This window comes from Rhodococcus sp. LMD, from assembly GCF_056108245.1.
In genome coordinates this window covers 902,807-921,112 of record NZ_CM148557.1, presented here as the reverse complement: position 1 = coordinate 921,112, position 18,306 = coordinate 902,807, and the positions used below count along the sequence as shown (strand labels likewise).

The window sequence follows — 18,306 nt, the reverse complement described above, 5'->3', positions numbered from 1 at the left end:
CGCGTCACGTCCGTGCGGCGACGTACCGCCGCAACGCCGCGTCGCGGTCGGCCGGTGCCCGGCGCGGACAGCTCGTGCACTTGTCGCTGCCGGTCGCGCGGTAGATCAGACAGCAGGAGCTGCGGCGCACGAAGCGCCGTCCCGATTCCGGCGATCCCGGCGCCGCCGTCCCGCTCCCGCCCGGTCCGACGTCGACGAAACGCGGTGGGAGCAGGGGCGGTACGGACAGCACGGCGGCAAGAGCGCATCCGTCCTCGGTGCGGTGGGCGGCACGCCCGGCGTCGAGGGCGCGGTTGGCGATCGAGTCGGACGCGACGGCCCACAGCGCCCGCTCCGAGGCACCCGACACCCCCGCGAGCGGTACGACGATCGCCGACAGCGCCGGCCCGAGAGCACGCGCGAAGGCATCGGCCCCGGTCAGCAGGTGTGAGGACCGTACCGCGCCGAGGTAGCCGTCCGGTCGCAGCGTGCAGCGCCACCGGGCCGGGTCCGGGTCGGGGGCGCAGCCGGTGGCCAGGAGCATCGCGACGGGTCCGGCCACGAGTGTCGAACTCGCCGAGTACCACCAGAGCGTGCCGGCGACCCGGGGGTCGGGGCAGTCCCATCTGCGTCCGGTGTCGCGGACCCGTTCGGCCAGCCACTGCGGATCGGTCGAGAGCCTGCCCGGAAGGACGACGGGCCCGAGGTCGACGGTGTGCGCGAAGTCGCCGAGCAGGGACCGGGCCGCGGCATAGGCACGCGCCACGGCACCGGAGTGGCGGTCAGGCATCGACCGGCCCCCGGACGTCGAGGGTGCGCCGGCCGTCGCCGTCCACACCGACCCGGCCGCGGACGCCGAAGACCTCCGCCAGCAGCGCGGGTTGCAGGACGTCCTCCGGAGTTCCCTCGGCGACCACCGACCCGTGGTTCAGCACCGCCATCCGGTCGCAGTACTCGGTCGCCAGCCGCAGGTCGTGCAGCGTCACCAGGACGGCGAGCCCGTCCGCGGCGAGGCCGCGCAGCAACTCCAGCACGGTCAGCTGGTGACGCAGGTCCAGGTGATTGGTCGGCTCGTCGAGCAGCAGCACCCGGGGCTGCTGGGCCAGGGCCCGGGCGATGGAGACACGCTGACGCTCTCCCCCGGACAGGGCGAGCACGTCGCGGTCGGCGAGGTGCAGCAGCCCGAGCCGGCCGAGCACGTCCTCGACCACCGCCCGGTCGTCGTCGCCGAACGGTTCGAGCCAGCCGCGGCGGGCGGTGCGCCCGAGCTGCACCGATTCGCGGACGGTCGTCCCGCCGAGCGCGACCGGTTCCTGGACGCCGACCCCGACGAGGCGGGCGAGGGAGCGGCGCGTGACGTCGGTGACGTCCCGGTCGTCGACGGTGATCGTGCCGGCCCCGACCGGCACCGCGCGGTAACAGGCGCGCAGCAGGGTCGTCTTGCCGCTGCCGTTGGGTCCGACGAGGGCGAGTACCCGGCCCGCCGCCACGTCGAGGTCCACCCCGTCGAGAACGATGCGTTCGCCCAGCCGGGCACGGACCCCGGTGGCGCGCAGGCAGGTCACCACTCCCGCCCGTAGCTGCGCCACAGCATGACGAGGAAGGCCGGTGCCCCGAGCAGTCCGGTGACGACCCCCACCGGCAGTTCGGTCGAGCTGCTGACCGAGCGGGCGACGACGTCGGCCAGGACCAGCGCGAGCGCCCCGGCCACCGCCGCCACGGGTATCGACCGGACGCTGTTGCGGCCGACGAGGTGACCGGCGACGTGCGGGATCAGCAGTCCGATGAAACCGACGGTCCCCGAGACCGCCACTGCCGCGGCGGTGAGCAGCGAGACCGCGAGCAGGATCAGGATGCGGAACCGCCGCACGTCCATTCCCAGCGCGGTCGCCCCGTCGTCGCCGACGAGCAGCAGGTTCAGCTGCCGGCCGCACAGCAGGACGCCGCCGCCGACGACGAGCAGGACCAGCGCGGGCACGGCCAGCACGGACCAGGTCGCATCCCCGAATCCTCCTGCCAGCCAGCGCATCACGGTGCCGAGCTGGTGGTCGTCACCGAGGACCAGCAGGGTGAAGGTGGTCGCCGCGGAGAACACCATCGACATCGCCACGCCGACGAGGACGATCGCGGTGACGGCGTGGGCGCGCACACTGACCGCGATCGCGCCGGCGAGCGGGACCAGGGCTCCCAGGAAGGCCGCGAACGGCAGGGTGAAGGCTCCGAGGGCGCCGCCGCCGACACCCAGGACCGTCACCAGCACCACCCCGAACCCGGCGCCGGAGGACACGCCCAGCAGATAGGGGTCGGCCAGCGGATTGCGGGTCACCGCCTGCGCCACCACCCCGGCGATCGCGAGCGCGGCACCGACGACGGCCGCCGTCAGCGCTCGGGGCAGGCGGGAGTCGACGACGATCGCTTCCCGCGCCGCGGTCCACCACGGCATGAAGGCTCCCGGGGCGAGGCGGTGCGCGACGATCGCCCACACGTCGCCGAAGGGGATGTTCACCGTGCCCAGCGATACGGCGCCCGCCAGCGCCAGCACGAGCGCGGCGAGCAGCGGCGGCAGGATCAGCCACAGCGAACGATGGTGCGCGCCCCCCTCGCCTGCCCGGACCGTCGTGGCCGGGGCGTGCGGCGACGACGGGCCGGTCAGGGTGCCGGCGGCGGTCACGGCGCGTCCGGGAATGCGGCCGGGTGCAGTCCGCGGGCGATCGTCTCGACCGAATCGACCATGCGCGAACTTTCGAAGAAGTCGTCGAGCGGCACGACGACGAATCGGTCGTTGCGCACGGCGGGTGTGGTGGCCACGATCGGCTGGTTCTTCAGATAGGCGATCTTGTCCTGCGCGCTGGTCGCACCGTAGTCCAGAACGACGATCGCCTCGGGTGCGCGCTCACCGACGATCTCCCAGCCGGTGGTGAAGTACGGCTTCGGGCCTTCGGCGGTGATGTTGTCGGCGCCGGCGTAGCCGGCGATGAGGTTGCCGATGCCCACGCCACCGACCGAGAGCGGTTCGGCCTCGCCGGAGTCGTAGAAGAAGGTGCGCACGGGTGCGACGGCAGCCTGCGCCAGCCGGGCACGTACCGCGTCGAGTTCCGCGGTGATCGACCGGGTCAGATCCGCGGCCTGCTCCTCGACACCGAGAAGAGCGCCGAGCTGGGCGAAGTCGTTCTCCAGCAGGGCGATATCGGAGAAGCCGGCACCGCAGTACTCGGAGAACAGGAACGTGTGGATCCCCGCCTGCTCGAGCGCGTCCCGCCCCCGACCGGTCTTGTCGTCGAATGCGCTGCGCATCCCGCCGACGACCAGGTCCGGTTCGAGGTCGCGGATCTGCTCGTATGTCGGGTACTCGGCGGCCAGCGACGGGATCGCCCGGAACTGCTCGGCCGTCTCCGGGAGCGGGTCGTCCTTCTCGCCGTAGCCCATGCCGACGATGCGGTCCCCCACGCCCATCTGGATCAGGGTTTCGGTGACGTGGTCGTTCATCGACACGATCCGCTGCGGGGGCGCGTCGTAGGTGGCGGTGCGTCCGCAATTGGTGATCGAGACCGGTTCGGCGAAGGCTGCCGCGGACGGGCCGGCGCCGATGTCGGCGCCGCGCGAACAACCGGCCGCGGTGGCGACGGCGAGGACGGCGAGAACCGCGGTGGCGGGACGGCGGAAGTCGACGGGCATGGGACCTCGTGCTCTGCTCAGGTGGCACGGGGCAGACTCCGGCACGGCAGCGGCCCCGGACAGAGGTCACCGACTACCCTGCTGGACTCCATCTCGTAGACCACGACGAAATACCGGAGTCGCGCACGTCCATGCAGGCGATCGGGCTCACCGTCGGGTGGACGGTCTACCGTTGCGGGTCAGCGCCGGACTCGGACCGGACTTTCCCTGCATGGGCGTCAGCAACGCTGCGGTCATTATGCATGTCGACGGCCGGCACGTATCGCAGGGTCGGTCCCGAATGCGCGGGTCCTCGGAACGGCGGCCGGGCGCCGTCCGCGCCGCGTGCTCGAAATTCACCCCTGCTTTCACCCCGTTCGCGACGCTCGCTCCGGCACCGCGGCAAGCTCCGATGCGTTCCACCGAATGGAGGCTGTCGGACAGGCCGCACTCTCGTGCAGCCGGAGCCGTCGCCCCCGGCCCCTCCCCGGAGGGGAACGCGCCGGAACGTCGAGTGGGGATGCGGACCGGCGGGGCCGGTCACCGCGCAGGGGGCGGTGGCCGGCGTCCGGGCGCGGGCAGGCCGACTCTACGAAACCCAGAGTTCAAAATGCGGCCATCTGCCGGAGACCCGGCGCCGCGACACTGGAGGCACAAAGTGTCAACGACGGACGGGGAGACACTGATGTCCGAGAACTTCGCCCACCGACCCGACCCCCACTTCGCTCTGCCGCCCGCGGCGGTGCGCCACCCGGTACGCCTCGACGACCCCGCCCCGGCCCGCCCGGCGCCCGGCCTGCGTCCGCGGTTGGGCACCGTGCTCGGTACGGTCGTCTCCGCGGGGGCCGTCGCCACGATGGTCACCGGCTTCGTCGCGGTCGGTGCCGCCGCCACCGTCTCCGGCGTGATCTCGGCGGTGCGGCTCGGTCCCTGACCGTTCCGGCGAACTTCCTCAGTTGCCGAACTGCACGCTGTCGACGACGACGTCGGACCCGAACAGTTCGCGGGCACGGGCCAGGGCCGCGTGGCGCACCTCCGGTTCCGACAGCCTGATGGGCAGCGCCAGGGTCAGCAGCGAGGAACGACCGCCGGACCCGGGCCGGGTCCTGACCCGGCACACCCAGTCCACCGTTCCGCCCTCCCGGCGCGACGCCAGCTCGGTACGCGCGACGTCGCGGGCGGAACACGGCAGGGCAGGGTCGGTCGTGCGTTCGAGCTCGGCCACGAAATCCTCGAGACGCTCGGTGCGCCACTGACGCAGTCCGGCCACGCGCGGTTCGACGTACATCTCGACACCCTTCGACGCCGGACGACCGTCGGTTTGCGCCTGCCGGAGCACACCGCTGACGAGGCCTGCGGCGTCAGTGAGAACTGACTTCTACCGAGACCATCGCGGCGCGCGGCTCCCGCGTTTCACGAGCCCGGCAGCAGACTGCGCAGCGCCGGCAGCAACTCCTGTTCGGCCCACCGGATGAACGGTTCCTGCCGGTCACCGCCGATCTGGACGAGGGCGACCTCGGTGAACCCCGCCTCGACGAACGGCCGGATCTTGTCGACGTACTCGTCGATGTCGTCGCCGCACGGAAGTTGCGCCCCGACCTGTTCGGGCGTCACGAACTGGGTCGCGGCCGCGAACGAGGACGGCGCGGGCAGATCCGGGTTGACCTTCCAGCCGAGGCCGAACCAGCGGAACTGCTCGTGTGCCCGTCGCACAGCCGCGTCGCGGTCGGTGTCGTAGGAGACGGCGATCTGCCCGACCCGCGGTTTGCCCGCTCCCCCCGCCTCGTCGAACATCCGGGTCAGGTCCGGCTCGGGTTCGGTGGCGACCATCAGGTCGGCCTTCTCCCCGGCGAGGGAGCACGACCGCGCGCCGGAGACGGCGATCCCGATCGGCACCCGGTCCTCGGGCAGGTCGTACAGGTGCGCGGACTCGACGTCGAAGTAGTCGCCGCGGAAGTTCACGTTCCCGCCGTCGAACAGTGCCGAGATGATCTCCACGGCCTCGGCCAGCATCTCGTGCCGGGTGCCGACGGCGGGCCAGCCCTTGCCGACGACGTGCTCGTTGAGGTTCTCCCCCGCGCCCAGTCCGAGGCGGAAGCGGCCCCCGGACAGGATCTGCATCGTCGCCGCCTTCTGCGCCACCACCGCCGGGTGGTACCGCAGGATCGGGCACGTCACGTAGGTCATGAGCGGGATCCGCTCGGTGGCCTGCGCCGCGGCACCGAGGACGGACCACGCGTATCCGGAATGTCCCTGTTCCTCCAGCCACGGGTTGTAGTGGTCGCTGATCACCGAGAAATCGAAGCCGGCCTGCTCCGCCATCTGCACGTCGCGGACGAGGTGGTCGGGCCGGGACTGTTCGCAGAGCATGGTGTAGCCGAAGTCGGTCACTGTTCGCTTCCTCCCATGGTCGGTGTCGGGCGCCGCGCCGGGGCCGGCGATCCGTCCCTGTCGAATACCCACCGGTCGTCTCGGTACACGACAGTCGGGCAGGAGCCGTGGCCGCGGCTCCACCGTCCCCCGATGAGTTCGTCCCGTCCGCGGAGTCTCAACTCTCGCATCACCGTCATCGCCGGCGCGGGTGCTTCGACTGCGGAAGGTTCGGAATATCGATGACACGCGCCCGCCGAGGCGCTCGTCCGAGCCCCGCGCCGGCTTCCTCGTCTCGCGTTGCGAGCTCGAGGATCACCTTGCCCACCGCGTGAAAGGGACCTGCTGTGAACGTGCAATCCGGGGTCGCGCCGACCTACGACGGCCTGGCCGACCTGCTCGCCTCCGTCCCCGCGGAGACCTGGGACGCGCCCTCGCTCTGCGAGAAATGGCAGGTGCGCCACGTGGTCGCGCACGCAACGATGCCGGCGCGGCTCACACCCGAACAGTTCGGAGCCGAGATGGCGGCGGCGGGCGGCGACTTCACCGTGCTGTCCGACACCGTGGCCGCCCGCGACGCGTTCCTTCCGGTCTCCGAACACCTGGCCCATCTCCGGTCGCCGCTGCTGCACGCGTGGCAGCCGCCGGGTGGCGGCGCGGCCGGCGCGCTCAGCCATGCAGTGATCCACTCCCTCGACGTCACGGTCGCGCTCGAGCGGCCGACGGTTGCCCCGGCCGAGGCCGTGGTAGCCGTCCTCGACCAGCTCACCGCCGCGAACGGCGCAGTGTTCGGGGTCGACCTGACCGAGGTCCGGCTCGAAGCCGACGACGCCGACTGGAGCTGGGGCAGCGGCGAGGTGGTGCGGGCCGACAGCGGCCGCCTGGTGGCACTGCTGAGCGGCCGCACCCTGCCCGACGGCCGCACCCTGCGCCGTGACTGACCGACGGGCCGACTCGAAGGCACCCGGGTCGCCGTCTCCTACAGCAGGGTGACGGAGCATCGGCCCCGGGTCGGATTTCGGGTTCGCCTCCGCCCGATCCGCGCCGCGGGCACACTCACTGCATGGACCGTTCGGCCACCCGACGAGGAACGACGCCGACCGGATGCGGATCGCCGCACCGGAGACGACCTCGACCCGGGGATCCCCGTTGACCGGAGCGTCACCCGCGCCGGAAGCCCGGCAACCCGGATTCGACGACCTCGAGATCGGTGATCTCGTCCGCCGCACCGGCGTCAAGTGGGCACGCGCCGTCCGCGCCGGGGCCCTGCCGGCCTGGGTCGCCGACATGGACTTCCCGATCGCCCCCTCGATCCGGGACGCGCTGTGCGACGCGGCCCGGTCGGGAGAGCTCGGCTACCCCGACTGGGCCGGCGGCACCCCGCTGCGCGCGGAGTTCGCCCGGCGGATGCAGTCCCGGTACGGATGGACGATCGACCCCGCCGACGTGCGGGAGCAGACCGATCTCATCCAGGCGCTGCAGCTGATCCTGCATGTGCACACCGAGCGCGGCGACGGTGTCGTCATCCAGACCCCGAACTACCCGCCGTTCCTGGCCACGATCGCGACCATGGGCCGCAGGACCGTCGAATTCCCGTTCGTCGACACCCCGGAGGGGTGGCGGCTCGACTTCGACGCGCTCCGGGCCTCGCTCGTCGCCGAACGCCCGAAAGTGCTCGTCCTGGTCGACCCGCACAACCCGACGGGACGGGTCCACACCCGTCCCGAACTCACCCGCATCGCCGAACTTGCCGCCGAGTTCGACCTGCTCGTCGTCAGCGACGAGATCCATGCGGAGCTGATCTACGCGCCCCACCGGCACATCCCGTTCGCGTCGATCGGTGCGGACGCGGCGGCGCGGACGATCACCCTCACCTCGGCCGGCAAGGCATTCAACATCGCCGGCCTGCGCTGTGCCGTCGCGCACTACGGGTCGAAGCAGTTGCTTGCCGTGCGGGACCGAGAACCGCCCGACCTGTACGGCACCGTCTCGACCCCTGCCGTGCTCGGCACCCTGGCCGCATGGCGACACGGCCAGGACTGGCAGGAGGCCCTGCTCCGCGTGCTCGACCGCAACCGCCGGCGGGTCGACACGGTCCTGCGTGAGCACCTGCCGGAAGCCCGCCACCATCGCCCGGAGGGCACCTACCTCAGCTGGGTCGATGTCTCGGCTCTGGCCGTCGACGATCCGGTCCGCCGGATCCGGGACCTCGGCCGGGTGCTGGTCGACGGCGGCCGACCCTTCGGACGTTCGGCAGAAGCGTTCGTGCGCATCAACTTCGCCACGTCGGGGGCCGTCCTCGAGCACATCCTCGACGGTGTCTCGGCGGCGCTGCGCGGCCGGCGAGCCGACTCACCGCTGACCGATCTCCTCGGCACCTGAGCAGTCCCGGTCGCGCGGCACCTCCCGCTCGAGTTCGTCGAGCCAGATGCGCGCGGACGCATCCGAGGGCGCGCGCCAGTCCCCGCGCGGTGAGAGCGAGCCACCGGCAGCCACTTTCGGACCGTTCGGCATCGCGGACCGCTTGAACTGACTGAAGGCGAAGAACCGCTGGACGAACACGCCCAGCCACCGCCGGATCTCGGGCAGGTCGTACGCGCGGCGGGCATGCTCGGGATGGCCGGCCGGCCAGTCCCCGGCACCGGTCTCGTGCCAGGCCTGCCACGCCAGGTAGGCGATCTTCGACGGCCGGAACCCGAAGCGCAGCACCTGGAACAGGAAGAAGTCGTGCAGGTCGTACGGACCGATCGCGGCCTGGGTGCTCTGCGGTGTCTCCCCCTCCCCGACCGGGACCAGCTCGGGACTGATCTCGGTACCCAGGACGGCCTCGAGAACGGTGCCGACCTCGGCGTGGAACTGCCCGGACGAGACGACCCAGCGGATCAGATGCTGGATCAACGTCTTCGGCACCCCGGCGTTGACGTTGTAGTGCGACATCTGGTCCCCGACGCCGTACGTCGACCAGCCCAGTGCGATCTCCGACAGGTCCCCCGTCCCGAGCACCAGCCCACCGCGCTGGTTCGCGGCCCGGAACAGGTAGTCGGTGCGCAGCCCGGCCTGGATGTTCTCGAACGTGATGTCGTAGACCCGCTCCCCGCGCGCGAACGGGTGACCCAGGTCCTCGAGCATCACGCGGGCGGCACGGGTGATGTCGATTTCCTCGAGCGTCACCCCGAGCGCGCGGCACAGCCGGCGGGCGTTCTCCCGGGTCCGGTCGCTCGTCGCGAACCCCGGGAGGGTGAAGGCGAGCACGTCCTCACGCGGACGGCCGAGCCGGTCCATCGCCTTGACCGCCACGATGAGCGCGTGGGTGGAATCGAGTCCGCCCGACACCCCGATGACGACCTTCGGCCCGCCCGCCGTCGGACCACTCAGCGCACGCAGGCGCTGTTCGAGCCCCGCGACCTGGATGTTGTAGGCCTCGTAACAGTCGTGCTCGAGGCGGGCCGGGTCGGCGGGCACGAAGGGGTAGCGCTCGACCCGGCGTCGCAGGCCGATGTCGGTGAGCGGGGGTGCGAGGGTGAACGTGATGCGGCGGAACGCGTCGAGACGGGCGGCGTGACGACGCCGGTTGTCGTCGAAGGTGCCCATGCGGGTGCGCTCGTTGCGCAGCAGCTCGAGGTCGACGTCGGCCACCGCGTGCTGTTCGCCGCGCGGGAACCGCTCGGTCTCGGCGAGCAGCATCCCGTTCTCGTACACCATTGCCTGCCCGTCCCAGGACAGATCGGTGGTGGACTCCCCCGCTCCCGCCGCGCAGTACACGTAGGCGGCCAGGCACCGCGACGACGCCGAACGAGCCAGCAGATGCCGGTCCTCGGCGCGGCCGACGGTGATCGGACTGCCGGACAGGTTCGCCAGCACCGTGGCGCCGGCCAGAGCGGCCTCCGCGCTGGGTGGGATCGGCACCCACATGTCCTCGCAGATCTCCACGTGCAGCACCAGACCGGGAACATCCGTGGCCTCGAACAGCAGGTCGGGACCGAACGGAACCTCGTGACCGGCGAGGCGAACCGTGCCGCGCACGTCGTCGCCCGGTGCGAGCTGCCGGCGCTCGTAGAACTCCCGATACGTCGGCAGATACGACTTGGGTGCGACCCCCAGGATCCGCCCGCGGTGCACGACCGCCACCACGTTGTAGATCCGGTGCCGGTGCCGCAACGGCAGCCCCACCAGCAGGACGGGCAGGAGGCCCGCCGAGCCGGCGACGACCTCCGCCAGTGCCCGCTCGGCCGCCTCCAGCACCGTGTCCTGCATCGACAGGTCCTCGATCGAGTACCCGGTCAGCGTCAGCTCGGGAAACACCGCGAGCCCGACCCCGTCGTCGTGGCAGACCCGTGCGGCCCGCAGCACCGTCGCCGCGTTGGCCGCCGGGTCGACGATCGCCGTCGGCGTCGCGCAGGCCGCGACCCGCAGGAAGCCGTGGCGGTAGCTGGACCGGAACTCGGCTCTCGCCTCGGTGTCGGGGACGTCCCGAGGGCCGGCTTCCTCGTTCATCGCACAGCCTCCTTGCTCGCGCCCGCGGCGCCCGGATCGCGTGATCGAATCCTAGGGATCCGGCCGCTCGGCGCCACCCGGGGCCGTGGAGCGGTCCGGATCCGGACTTTCGCGGCATCATCTCGGCGTTTCGGGGAACACTTGCAGTACGGAAGAATCGGGATACGTCCTGGCGGCCCAGGGGGTGGTGATGGCCTACCGGCACGAGGAGTTCGTCGCTGCGCTGTCGAAGTTCGCGCAGCGCCTGCTGACCCCGTACGAGGTCGACGCCGCTCTCGACGCAGTCGTGGGCAAGGTGACCTCCGTGCTCGAACTGACAGGAGCGGGAGTGACTCTGCACGTCGACGGCCGGCTCCGGTTCGTCACCGCCGCCGGCGAACAGGTCGACGCGATGGAGCGGTGCCAGGAACGATTCGACGCCGGACCGTGCGCGCACGCCTTCACCCACGGCGAGACCATCGCCGTCGCCGATGTCCGCGGCCGCGACGACCTGTGGCCGGAGTTCGCCGCCGAGGCGCGGCGGCTCGGGATCGCCGCCGTCGCCGGTGTCCCGATGCAACTCGGCGAGGTCAAGGTCGGCGCCCTGGACCTCTACTGCCGCGAACCCCGGGAATGGGCCGACGACGAGCTCGCCGCCGCGCAGGTGTTCGCCGACATGGCCACCGGCTACATCGTCAACTCCGACAAGATGCGCCAGCAGGAACAACTCTCGGCGCAGCTGCAGACCGCGCTCGCCACCCGCATCGTCGTCGAGCAGGCCAAGGGCATCACCGCGCAGGCCCGCGGCGTCACCCCGGCTGCGGCATTCGAGCTGATCCGCTCCTACGCGCGCCGCCGTCAGGCGCCGGTGCGCGCCGTCGCCCAGGCGATCGTCGAGGTCGGTCTGCGCGTCTGAGCGCGTCAGAGCTCCGCATCGATCTCCCGCACGAGGGCGACCAGATTCCGGTGGTGCGAGCCCGCCCAGTAGATCCGGCCGCAGTCCGTGCAGCGGGAGAATTCGTCGTAGAAGCGGCGGGTGAGCGGCTCGAGCTGATCGAGCACCTCCTCCTTGGACACGGCGACGAGCCTGCCGTTGCAGCGCAGGCATCGGGTGAACGGAGTGAACCGTGCCCCGAGATCGAGCCGGCGCACGACCTCGACGATCTGTTCGAGCGGACGGTCGGCGTGCACGAACAGCCCGTGGGTGATCTCCCGGCGCTCGAGCAGTCCCCGGTCGCGGGTCAGCAGGATCCGCTGATGGGCACTCCCGATCCGCGCCAGTTCCGCGTCGTCCATGTCCGACGTCCAGATCACGTCGAACCCGAGCAGCCGGAGCAGGCGTGCGAGCCGGCCCAGGTTCACGTCGACCACGAACCGGGGCTCCCGCAGCGGAACCGGGCGCAGCCGGGTGATCGGTTCGATGTCGAGCGCCTCGAACAACGGATAGACCGCGATGCGGGCACCCGGCCGCGGGCGGTACGCGAAGTCCACCGGCTCCCCGTCGACCACGATCAGGTCGATCTCCGTGTGCGGGATGCCCATCGCCTCGACGACGTCCTTGACCGTCTGGTGGCTCCGGAACGGCCGTCGCACCGTGACGCCCCGCGACTCGGGCGCGACGAAGTCGTTCAACTCGGCGTACGCCCGGACCTCGACATGGCCAGTCATCGAACGATGGTCGCGCGGAGCGGGCATCGGCACAACCTCCCGGAGGCGCGCGGTCAACGCGGAACGTGGCCCCGCGTCGCAGGCATGCGCCGGACGACGTGGATCGAAGTCGAGCAGGGCTGAATACACTGACCGGAGATCGGTTCACTGCGCTGCCGGACAGAGAACCGGAGAGGGGTTCGGATCGCCCACCCTTCGGCGGGGCGATCCTGGCACTGCGGGCCGCCCGGGCTCGCGACCGGCTCGCGGCGTGGCAGCACGCCACCCGGCTCCGCCTGCCTGACGATCACCACCGCAGGAGTACCCGATGACCTCTCGCACCGGACCGCACCGGATCGCCCCCGGCGTCCACCTCCTCCGGGCCGGGCGGACTGCCGCCGCCCCCAACGTCTACCTGCTCGGGTCGGCAGCGAGGTGGGTGCTGGTGGACGCGGCCTGGTCCGGCAGCGCCGAGATCGTCACCGCGGCAGCAGAGTCGTTGTTCGGCCGGGGCACGAAACCGGCGGCGATCGTGCTGACCCACATCCATCCGGACCACTGCGGGGCGGCCGGGGCGCTGGCCCGGACCTGGCGGGTGCCGGTGTACGTGCACCCCGCCGAGCTGCCGATGGCGGCGGGCCGCTACCTGCCGGAGTTCACGATGCCGCTGGACCGGTGGGTGGTGGCCCCACTGATGCGACTGCTGCCCCGGCGAACTCGGGCACGGATCGAGCACGCAGGCGACATCACCGACGTCGTGCGCCCGCTGGAGCCGGGCGGCGCGGTGCCGGGGCTGCCGGACTGGCAATGGGTGCACACCCCCGGGCACACCCCTGGGCACGTGGCCTACCTGCGGCGCAGCGACGGCGTGCTGATCACCGGGGACGCCACCGTGACCGTGGACCTGAACTCGGTCACCGGGGTGCTGACGGGCCGGCAGCGGCTGGCCGGGCCACCCCGGTACACCACCTGGAGCCGGCCGGCGGCAGTGCGGTCCGTCGCTGCCCTGGCGGCGCTGCAGCCGCAGATGCTCGCCCCCGGGCACGGGCTGCCGCTGACGACCGGGACGGCCGGGGCGCTGCACCACCTGGCCCGGCAACTCGACCGCCCCCGGACCGGTCGGTTGCGCAGGCTCCGGAGCGCCGTGGCCGCGCCCCGTTACGGCGGAGCGGGCCGGTATCGGCCCCCACCGCCGGTGTACGCGCGGCTGCAGTGGCTCGGCCACGCACTGACCCGGCTGCGGCTCAGCCCGCGGAATGTCGTGACGCTGGAGGTCCCCGGCCGTCGCTCCGGTGTCGTGCGCCGGACCAATCTGCTGCTGCTGGACCACGACGGCGAGCAGTACCTGCTGTCGCTGGCCGGCCAGTCCCAGTGGGCCCGCAACGTGCGGGCTGCCGCCGGGCGCGCACTGCTGGTCCGCGGTCGCCGACGTCGGGCGGTCACCCTGGTCGAGGTACCGGTCCCCGGCCGCGCCGACATCCTCCGCGCCTACCTGCTGCGGGGCGGACGGGAACCCGGCCACCGGAAGATCGCTCGGGAGGCGGACATGTACTTCGGCCTGGCCGGTGCACCCACCCGGGCGGAACTCGCGGCCGTGGCCTCGCGCTACCCGGTGTTCCGCGTCACCGACACCGCCTCGCAGCAGTCGTGATATCGGTCACGTCTCGACGCGCGTGCCCCTGCGCCTGGACGGCGGTTCGGTCGCCCAACTGGGGTTTCGCCGCGCCGATCGGATCGATAGATGCAGACTATCAATCGAATGCAGTCGATCGATTGGCCCTGCCTATCGAAACTCGTTAGTGTTTGAAAGGTCAGAATCCCTATCGACCGAACAGAGGTTCAACGTGGCCCTGATCAACAAGCAGATCAAGCCCTTCTCCGCGACCGCCTACCAGGAGGGTGGTTTCATCTCCGTCTCCGACGAGGACATCAAGGGCAAGTGGGCGATCTTCTTCTTCTACCCGGCCGACTTCACCTTCGTCTGCCCGACGGAGCTCGGTGACCTTGCCGACCACTACGAGGAGCTGCAGAAGCTCGGCGTCGAGGTCTTCTCGGTCTCCACCGACACCCACTTCACGCACAAGGCGTGGCACGACTCCTCCGAGACCATCGGCAAGATCAAGTACGCCATGATCGGCGACCCGACCCTGCAAATCAGCACCGACTTCGAGGTGCTGCGCGAGAACGAGGGCCTGGCCGACCGCGGCACCTTCCTCGTCGACCCCGACGGCATCGTCCAGTTCATGGAGGTCACCGCCGAGGGCATCGGCCGCAACGCCGCCGAGCTCGTCCGCAAGGTCAAGGCCGCTCAGTACGTCCGGTCGCACCCGGGCGAGGTCTGCCCGGCCAAGTGGGAAGAGGGCGCCGAGACCCTCGCCCCGTCGCTGGACCTCGTCGGCAAGATCTGACACCTCCGGATCCGACCTTCCTGCGGCGCGGGGCCCGGCCCACATCGGGCCCCGCGCTCCCGGAGCGCCGAGCCACCCGGCGCCGTGCCGAATTCCGATCACCGTTCCCCACCCGTCGATGGAGTAGATACCCATGCTCGAAGCCTCGCTCGCCGGCCAACTGAAGTCCCTCCTCGAGCGGCTGACCCTGCCGATCGAGCTCGTGTCCTCCCTCGACGACGGACCCAAGTCCGCCGAACTCGCCGCCCTTCTCGACGAGATCGCGGCGATGTCGGACAAGATCACCCACGAGCGCCGCGACGACGACGCACGACGCCCCTCGTTCGCCATCCACCGGGTCGGCACCGATATCGAGGTCCGCTTCGCCGGCATCCCGCTCGGTCACGAGTTCACCTCCCTCGCACTCGCTCTCCTCCAGGTCGGCGGTTACCCGTCGAAGGAGCCGGAGGAACTGCAGCAGCAGGTCCGCGACCTGGACGGCGAACTGCACTTCGAGACCTACTTCTCGCTCTCCTGCCAGAACTGCCCGGACGTCGTGCAGGCCCTGAACCTGATGTGCGTGCTCAATCCGCGCATCACGCACGTCGCCATCGACGGCGCCCTGTTCCAGGACGAGGTCGACGGACGCCAGGTGATGGCCGTACCGACGGTGTATCTCAACGGGGAACTGTTCGACTCGGGCCGCATGAGCCTCGAGCAGATCGTCGGCAAGCTCGACACCGGCGCCGCAGACCGCGCGGCCGCCGCGATCGCCGAGAAGGACCCGTTCGACGTACTCGTCGTCGGCGGCGGACCGGCCGGCGCCGCAGCCTCGATCTACGCCGCCCGCAAGGGAATTCGCACCGGACTCGCTGCCGAGCGCTTCGGCGGCCAGGTGCTCGACACGATGGCGATCGAGAACTTCGTCTCCGTGCCCTACACCGAAGGTCCCCAGCTCGGCGCCGCGCTCGAGAATCACGTCCGTCAGTACGACGTCGACGTCATGAACCTGCAGCGGGCCGCGAAGCTCGTGCCGGCGACCGTCGAGGGTGGCCTCGTCGAGGTCGAACTGGACAGCGGCGCCTCCCTCCTCGCCCGTACCGTGATCCTGTCCACCGGCGCGCGGTGGCGCTCGATGAACGTGCCCGGCGAGACCGAGTACCGCAACAAGGGCGTGACCTACTGCCCGCACTGCGACGGACCGCTGTTCAAGGGCAAGCGCGTCGCCGTGATCGGCGGCGGCAACTCCGGTGTGGAGGCCGCCATCGACCTCGCCGGCGTCGTCGCGCACGTCACGCTCATCGAATTCGACTCGGTGCTGCGCGCCGACGAGGTGCTGCAGCGCAAGCTGCGCAGCCTGCCGAACGTGGACATCGTCGTCAGCGCACTGACCACCGAGGTCCTCGGCGACGGCACCAAGGTCACCGGCCTGACCTATCAGGACCGCACCACCGAGACGTCGCACACGCTCGAGCTCGAGGGCGTCTTCGTCCAGATCGGTCTGCTGCCCAACACCGAGTGGCTCGCCGGGACGGTCGAGCTGTCGCCGCGCGGCGAGATCGTGATCGACGACCGTGGCCAGACCTCGGTGCCGGGTGTGTTCGCGGCCGGTGACTGCACCACGGTGCCGTACAAGCAGATCGTCATCGCCGCCGGTGCCGGCGCGACCGCGGCGCTCGGCGCGTTCGACCACCTCATCCGCACCAGCGCCCCGGCCGAGGACTCGGTCGCCGCGACCGTCCGGTAGTTCGTCCGTCGTGAACCTGCGTGATCTCGAGTACCTGGCCGCGGTGGCGCACCATCGCCACTTCGGCCGGGCGGCGGAGGCCTGCTTCGTCAGTCAGCCCACGCTGTCGACCCAGCTCCGCAAGCTCGAACAGGAACTCGGCGTCGAACTCGTCGAGCGGAGCCCGCGTCAGATCACCCTGACCGGCGCGGGCACGCAGATCGTGGAGCGGGCCCGGATCATTCTGAGCGAGACCGCGAACATCCGCGAGATCGCCCGGCAGTTCTCCGACCCGGAGTCGGGCACGCTCCGCATCGGCCTGTTCCCGACCCTCGCCCCGTACCTGCTCCCGCACGTCGTGCCGTCGGTACGGGCGAGGTTTCCCGATCTCGAACTGCTGTTGATCGAGGAGAAGACCGAGGACCTGCTCGAACGGCTCCGCCGCGGCGACCTCGACGTCTGCGTGCTCGCACTGCCGATCGACGACGACCACCTGCACCAGGAGTACCTGTTCTCCGAGGACTTCGTGCTCGCCGTCCCGGCCTCCCATCCGCTGGCCGGCACACCCGAACCTGCCCCCGTGTCGGTGATCGCGGACGAGAGCCTGCTGCTGCTCGAGGACGGTCACTGCCTGCGGGACCAGGCCCTCGAGGTGTGCCGACTGACCGGAGCCGCCGAACGCAACGGCTTCCGGGCGACGAGCCTCGAGACCCTGCGGCAGATGGTGATCGCCGGGGTGGGGGTGACCCTGCTGCCGCGCCTGGCCGTCACCACCCCGGTCGCCCAGCCCCCGGAGATCCGGCTGCTGCGGTTCGCCGAGCCCGTCCCGCGTCGCCACATCGGCATGTTCTGGCGCAAGACCAGCGGCTTCCGCGACTTCCTGCCGCAGCTTGCCGAGATGTTCCGCCGGCTCCCCGAGGGTCTGGTCGACCCGACACCACCCTCCTGAGCGGGAGTCCGCGGCACCGGCCGTGCCGGGCCGCGGGCACGTGCTGCAGGATGGGCGGGTGCCCGAACCCATCCGCCTCGTCGCCGACGTCGACACCGGCATCGACGATGCTCTCGCCCTGCTCTACCTGCTGGCGAGTCCGGAAGCGGAGATCGCCGCGGTGCTCTCCACCGCCGGGAACGTGCCCGTCCCGCAGGTGACCGCGAACAACCTGGCGTGGCTGCAGGTGTGCGGCAGACCGGACATCGAGGTCGCCGTCGGATCGGAGGCCCCACTCGTCGCGCCGCTGATGACCACCGAGGACACGCACGGCCCACTCGGCGTCGGTTACGCCGACCTGCCCGCCCCCGGTCACGGCCCGTCGGGCCGCAGCGCCGCCGAGGCGTGGGTGGAGCTGACCCGCGCCCACCCCGGCGAACTCGTCGGCCTCGTCACCGGTCCGCTCACCAACCTGGCGCTGGCCGTCCGGCTCGATCCGCAACTCCCCCACCGGCTGCGCCGCCTGGTCGTGATGGGCGGGGCGTTCAACTATCCGGGCAACACCACACCCACCTCGGAATGGAACGTCGCGGTGGATCCGGAGGCCGCGAAGGCGGTGTTCGACGCATTCTCCGCCGTGGCACCCGGCCGCCGGCCGATCGTGTGCTCCCTCGATACCACCGAGTCGATCGCGATGCGGCCCGATCACCTGCGACGTCTGGCCGAGGCCGCGGGAAGCGTCCCGGCCGAGCTCCTCTCGCCGGACGATCCGCGCGGTCTGCGCTCGCGGGCGTCCAACCCGATCGTGCGGCACCTGGCCGATGCGCTGCGCTTCTACATGGAGTTCCACCGCGACCAGGGTCAGGGCTTCCTGGCCCACGTCCACGATCCGTTCGCGGCGGCGGTCGCCCTCGGAACGGTGCCTTTCACCACCCGCCCGGCGACCGTCGACGTCGAACTCGACGGCCGGCTCACCCGCGGCACCACCGTCGCCGACTGGTCCGGCATGTGGGGCCGGCCGCCGAACGCCGAGATCGTCGTCGCCACGGACCCGCAGGTCTTCTTCGATCACCTCGTCGAACGGGTCGGCGCCCACGTCGCGGCCCGGTTCCGTCCGGCCTGACCCGCACTCGCGCGTGCGT

General features: G+C 71.3%; 17 protein-coding genes. 9 read left to right on the top strand and 8 right to left on the bottom strand.

The genetic code is table 11. The annotated features are described in order from the left end of the window. Positions 1-4 precede the first annotated feature (4 nt). The 4 genes from ACWPQI_RS04225 to ACWPQI_RS04210 are packed head-to-tail and all read right to left on the bottom strand — an operon-like array spanning position 5 to position 3,654. Positions 5-769, bottom strand: a complete 765-nt coding sequence (locus ACWPQI_RS04225; RefSeq protein ID WP_234420164.1) for a (2Fe-2S)-binding protein — start codon at positions 767-769, stop codon at positions 5-7. After that, positions 762-1,544 carry an ABC transporter ATP-binding protein gene (locus tag ACWPQI_RS04220; RefSeq protein WP_026137726.1) on the bottom strand — a complete coding sequence of 261 codons (783 nt, stop codon included), beginning with the start codon at positions 1,542-1,544 and terminating at the stop codon, positions 762-764. Before ACWPQI_RS04220 ends, ACWPQI_RS04225 begins: the two co-directional genes overlap by 8 nt. Further along, a complete protein-coding gene (locus ACWPQI_RS04215) occupies positions 1,541-2,650 on the bottom strand; it encodes a FecCD family ABC transporter permease (protein ID WP_017680620.1) in 1,110 nt (369 codons plus the stop codon). Before ACWPQI_RS04215 ends, ACWPQI_RS04220 begins: the two co-directional genes overlap by 4 nt. Continuing rightward, positions 2,647-3,654: an ABC transporter substrate-binding protein gene (locus tag ACWPQI_RS04210; RefSeq protein WP_017680619.1), complete on the bottom strand. Its 1,008-nt coding sequence runs from the start codon at positions 3,652-3,654 to the stop codon at positions 2,647-2,649. The genes ACWPQI_RS04215 and ACWPQI_RS04210 overlap by 4 nt, the downstream gene beginning before the upstream one ends. A 664-nt stretch (positions 3,655-4,318) precedes the next feature. Here ACWPQI_RS04210 and ACWPQI_RS04205 point away from each other — a divergent pair. Then, positions 4,319-4,567: a hypothetical protein gene (locus ACWPQI_RS04205; protein ID WP_017680618.1), complete on the top strand. Its 249-nt coding sequence runs from the start codon at positions 4,319-4,321 to the stop codon at positions 4,565-4,567. 18 nt (positions 4,568-4,585) lie between these two features. On the opposite strand, the gene ACWPQI_RS04200 is transcribed toward ACWPQI_RS04205, so the two are convergent. Beyond that, positions 4,586-4,921 (bottom strand): hypothetical protein, encoded by a 336-nt coding sequence (locus ACWPQI_RS04200; RefSeq protein WP_225222236.1) that lies wholly within the window; start codon positions 4,919-4,921, stop codon positions 4,586-4,588. Between the two features lie 125 nt (positions 4,922-5,046). After that, complete coding sequence (locus ACWPQI_RS04195; protein ID WP_017680617.1) at positions 5,047-6,024, bottom strand: LLM class F420-dependent oxidoreductase; 978 nt, start codon at positions 6,022-6,024, stop codon at positions 5,047-5,049. Positions 6,025-6,350: 326 nt separating this feature from the next. Here ACWPQI_RS04195 and ACWPQI_RS04190 point away from each other — a divergent pair, with 326 nt between their 5' ends. Then, a complete protein-coding gene (locus tag ACWPQI_RS04190) occupies positions 6,351-6,944 on the top strand; it encodes a maleylpyruvate isomerase family mycothiol-dependent enzyme (protein WP_474738667.1) in 594 nt (197 codons plus the stop codon). A gap of 163 nt (positions 6,945-7,107) precedes the next feature. Beyond that, positions 7,108-8,385, top strand: a complete 1,278-nt coding sequence (locus ACWPQI_RS04185; RefSeq protein WP_124258734.1) for a MalY/PatB family protein — start codon at positions 7,108-7,110, stop codon at positions 8,383-8,385. On the opposite strand, the gene ACWPQI_RS04180 is transcribed toward ACWPQI_RS04185, so the two are convergent. Next, entirely contained in the window at positions 8,356-10,497 is a 2,142-nt protein-coding gene (locus ACWPQI_RS04180; RefSeq protein WP_474738666.1) for an NAD(+) synthase, read from the bottom strand. The two genes, ACWPQI_RS04185 and ACWPQI_RS04180, sit on opposite strands and share 30 nt — an antisense overlap. Positions 10,498-10,687: 190 nt before the next feature. Between ACWPQI_RS04180 and ACWPQI_RS04175 the strand changes: the two genes are divergently transcribed. Further along, positions 10,688-11,392, top strand: coding sequence for an ANTAR domain-containing protein (locus tag ACWPQI_RS04175; RefSeq protein ID WP_474738665.1), 705 nt, complete (start codon positions 10,688-10,690; stop codon positions 11,390-11,392). A 5-nt stretch (positions 11,393-11,397) separates the two neighbouring features. On the opposite strand, the gene ACWPQI_RS04170 is transcribed toward ACWPQI_RS04175, so the two are convergent. Next, complete coding sequence (locus ACWPQI_RS04170; RefSeq protein ID WP_474738664.1) at positions 11,398-12,144, bottom strand: Mut7-C RNAse domain-containing protein; 747 nt, start codon at positions 12,142-12,144, stop codon at positions 11,398-11,400. Between the two features lie 307 nt (positions 12,145-12,451). On the opposite strand from ACWPQI_RS04170, the gene ACWPQI_RS04165 reads away from it, so the two are divergent. From ACWPQI_RS04165 to ACWPQI_RS04145, 5 genes are all read left to right on the top strand, one after another. After that, entirely contained in the window at positions 12,452-13,774 is a 1,323-nt protein-coding gene (locus ACWPQI_RS04165) for a nitroreductase/quinone reductase family protein (protein WP_017680613.1), read from the top strand. 193 nt (positions 13,775-13,967) lie between these two features. Next, positions 13,968-14,531, top strand: coding sequence for an alkyl hydroperoxide reductase subunit C (ahpC, locus tag ACWPQI_RS04160; protein WP_003936729.1), 564 nt, complete (start codon positions 13,968-13,970; stop codon positions 14,529-14,531). A 133-nt stretch (positions 14,532-14,664) separates the two neighbouring features. Beyond that, positions 14,665-16,257 carry an alkyl hydroperoxide reductase subunit F gene (gene ahpF, locus ACWPQI_RS04155; RefSeq protein WP_010593796.1) on the top strand — a complete coding sequence of 531 codons (1,593 nt, stop codon included), beginning with the start codon at positions 14,665-14,667 and terminating at the stop codon, positions 16,255-16,257. 10 nt (positions 16,258-16,267) lie between these two features. Then, positions 16,268-17,185 carry a LysR substrate-binding domain-containing protein gene (locus ACWPQI_RS04150; RefSeq protein ID WP_010593795.1) on the top strand — a complete coding sequence of 306 codons (918 nt, stop codon included), beginning with the start codon at positions 16,268-16,270 and terminating at the stop codon, positions 17,183-17,185. A 58-nt stretch (positions 17,186-17,243) separates the two neighbouring features. Then, positions 17,244-18,287 carry a nucleoside hydrolase gene (locus tag ACWPQI_RS04145; RefSeq protein WP_102031020.1) on the top strand — a complete coding sequence of 348 codons (1,044 nt, stop codon included), beginning with the start codon at positions 17,244-17,246 and terminating at the stop codon, positions 18,285-18,287. The last annotated feature ends 19 nt before the right edge of the window (positions 18,288-18,306 follow it).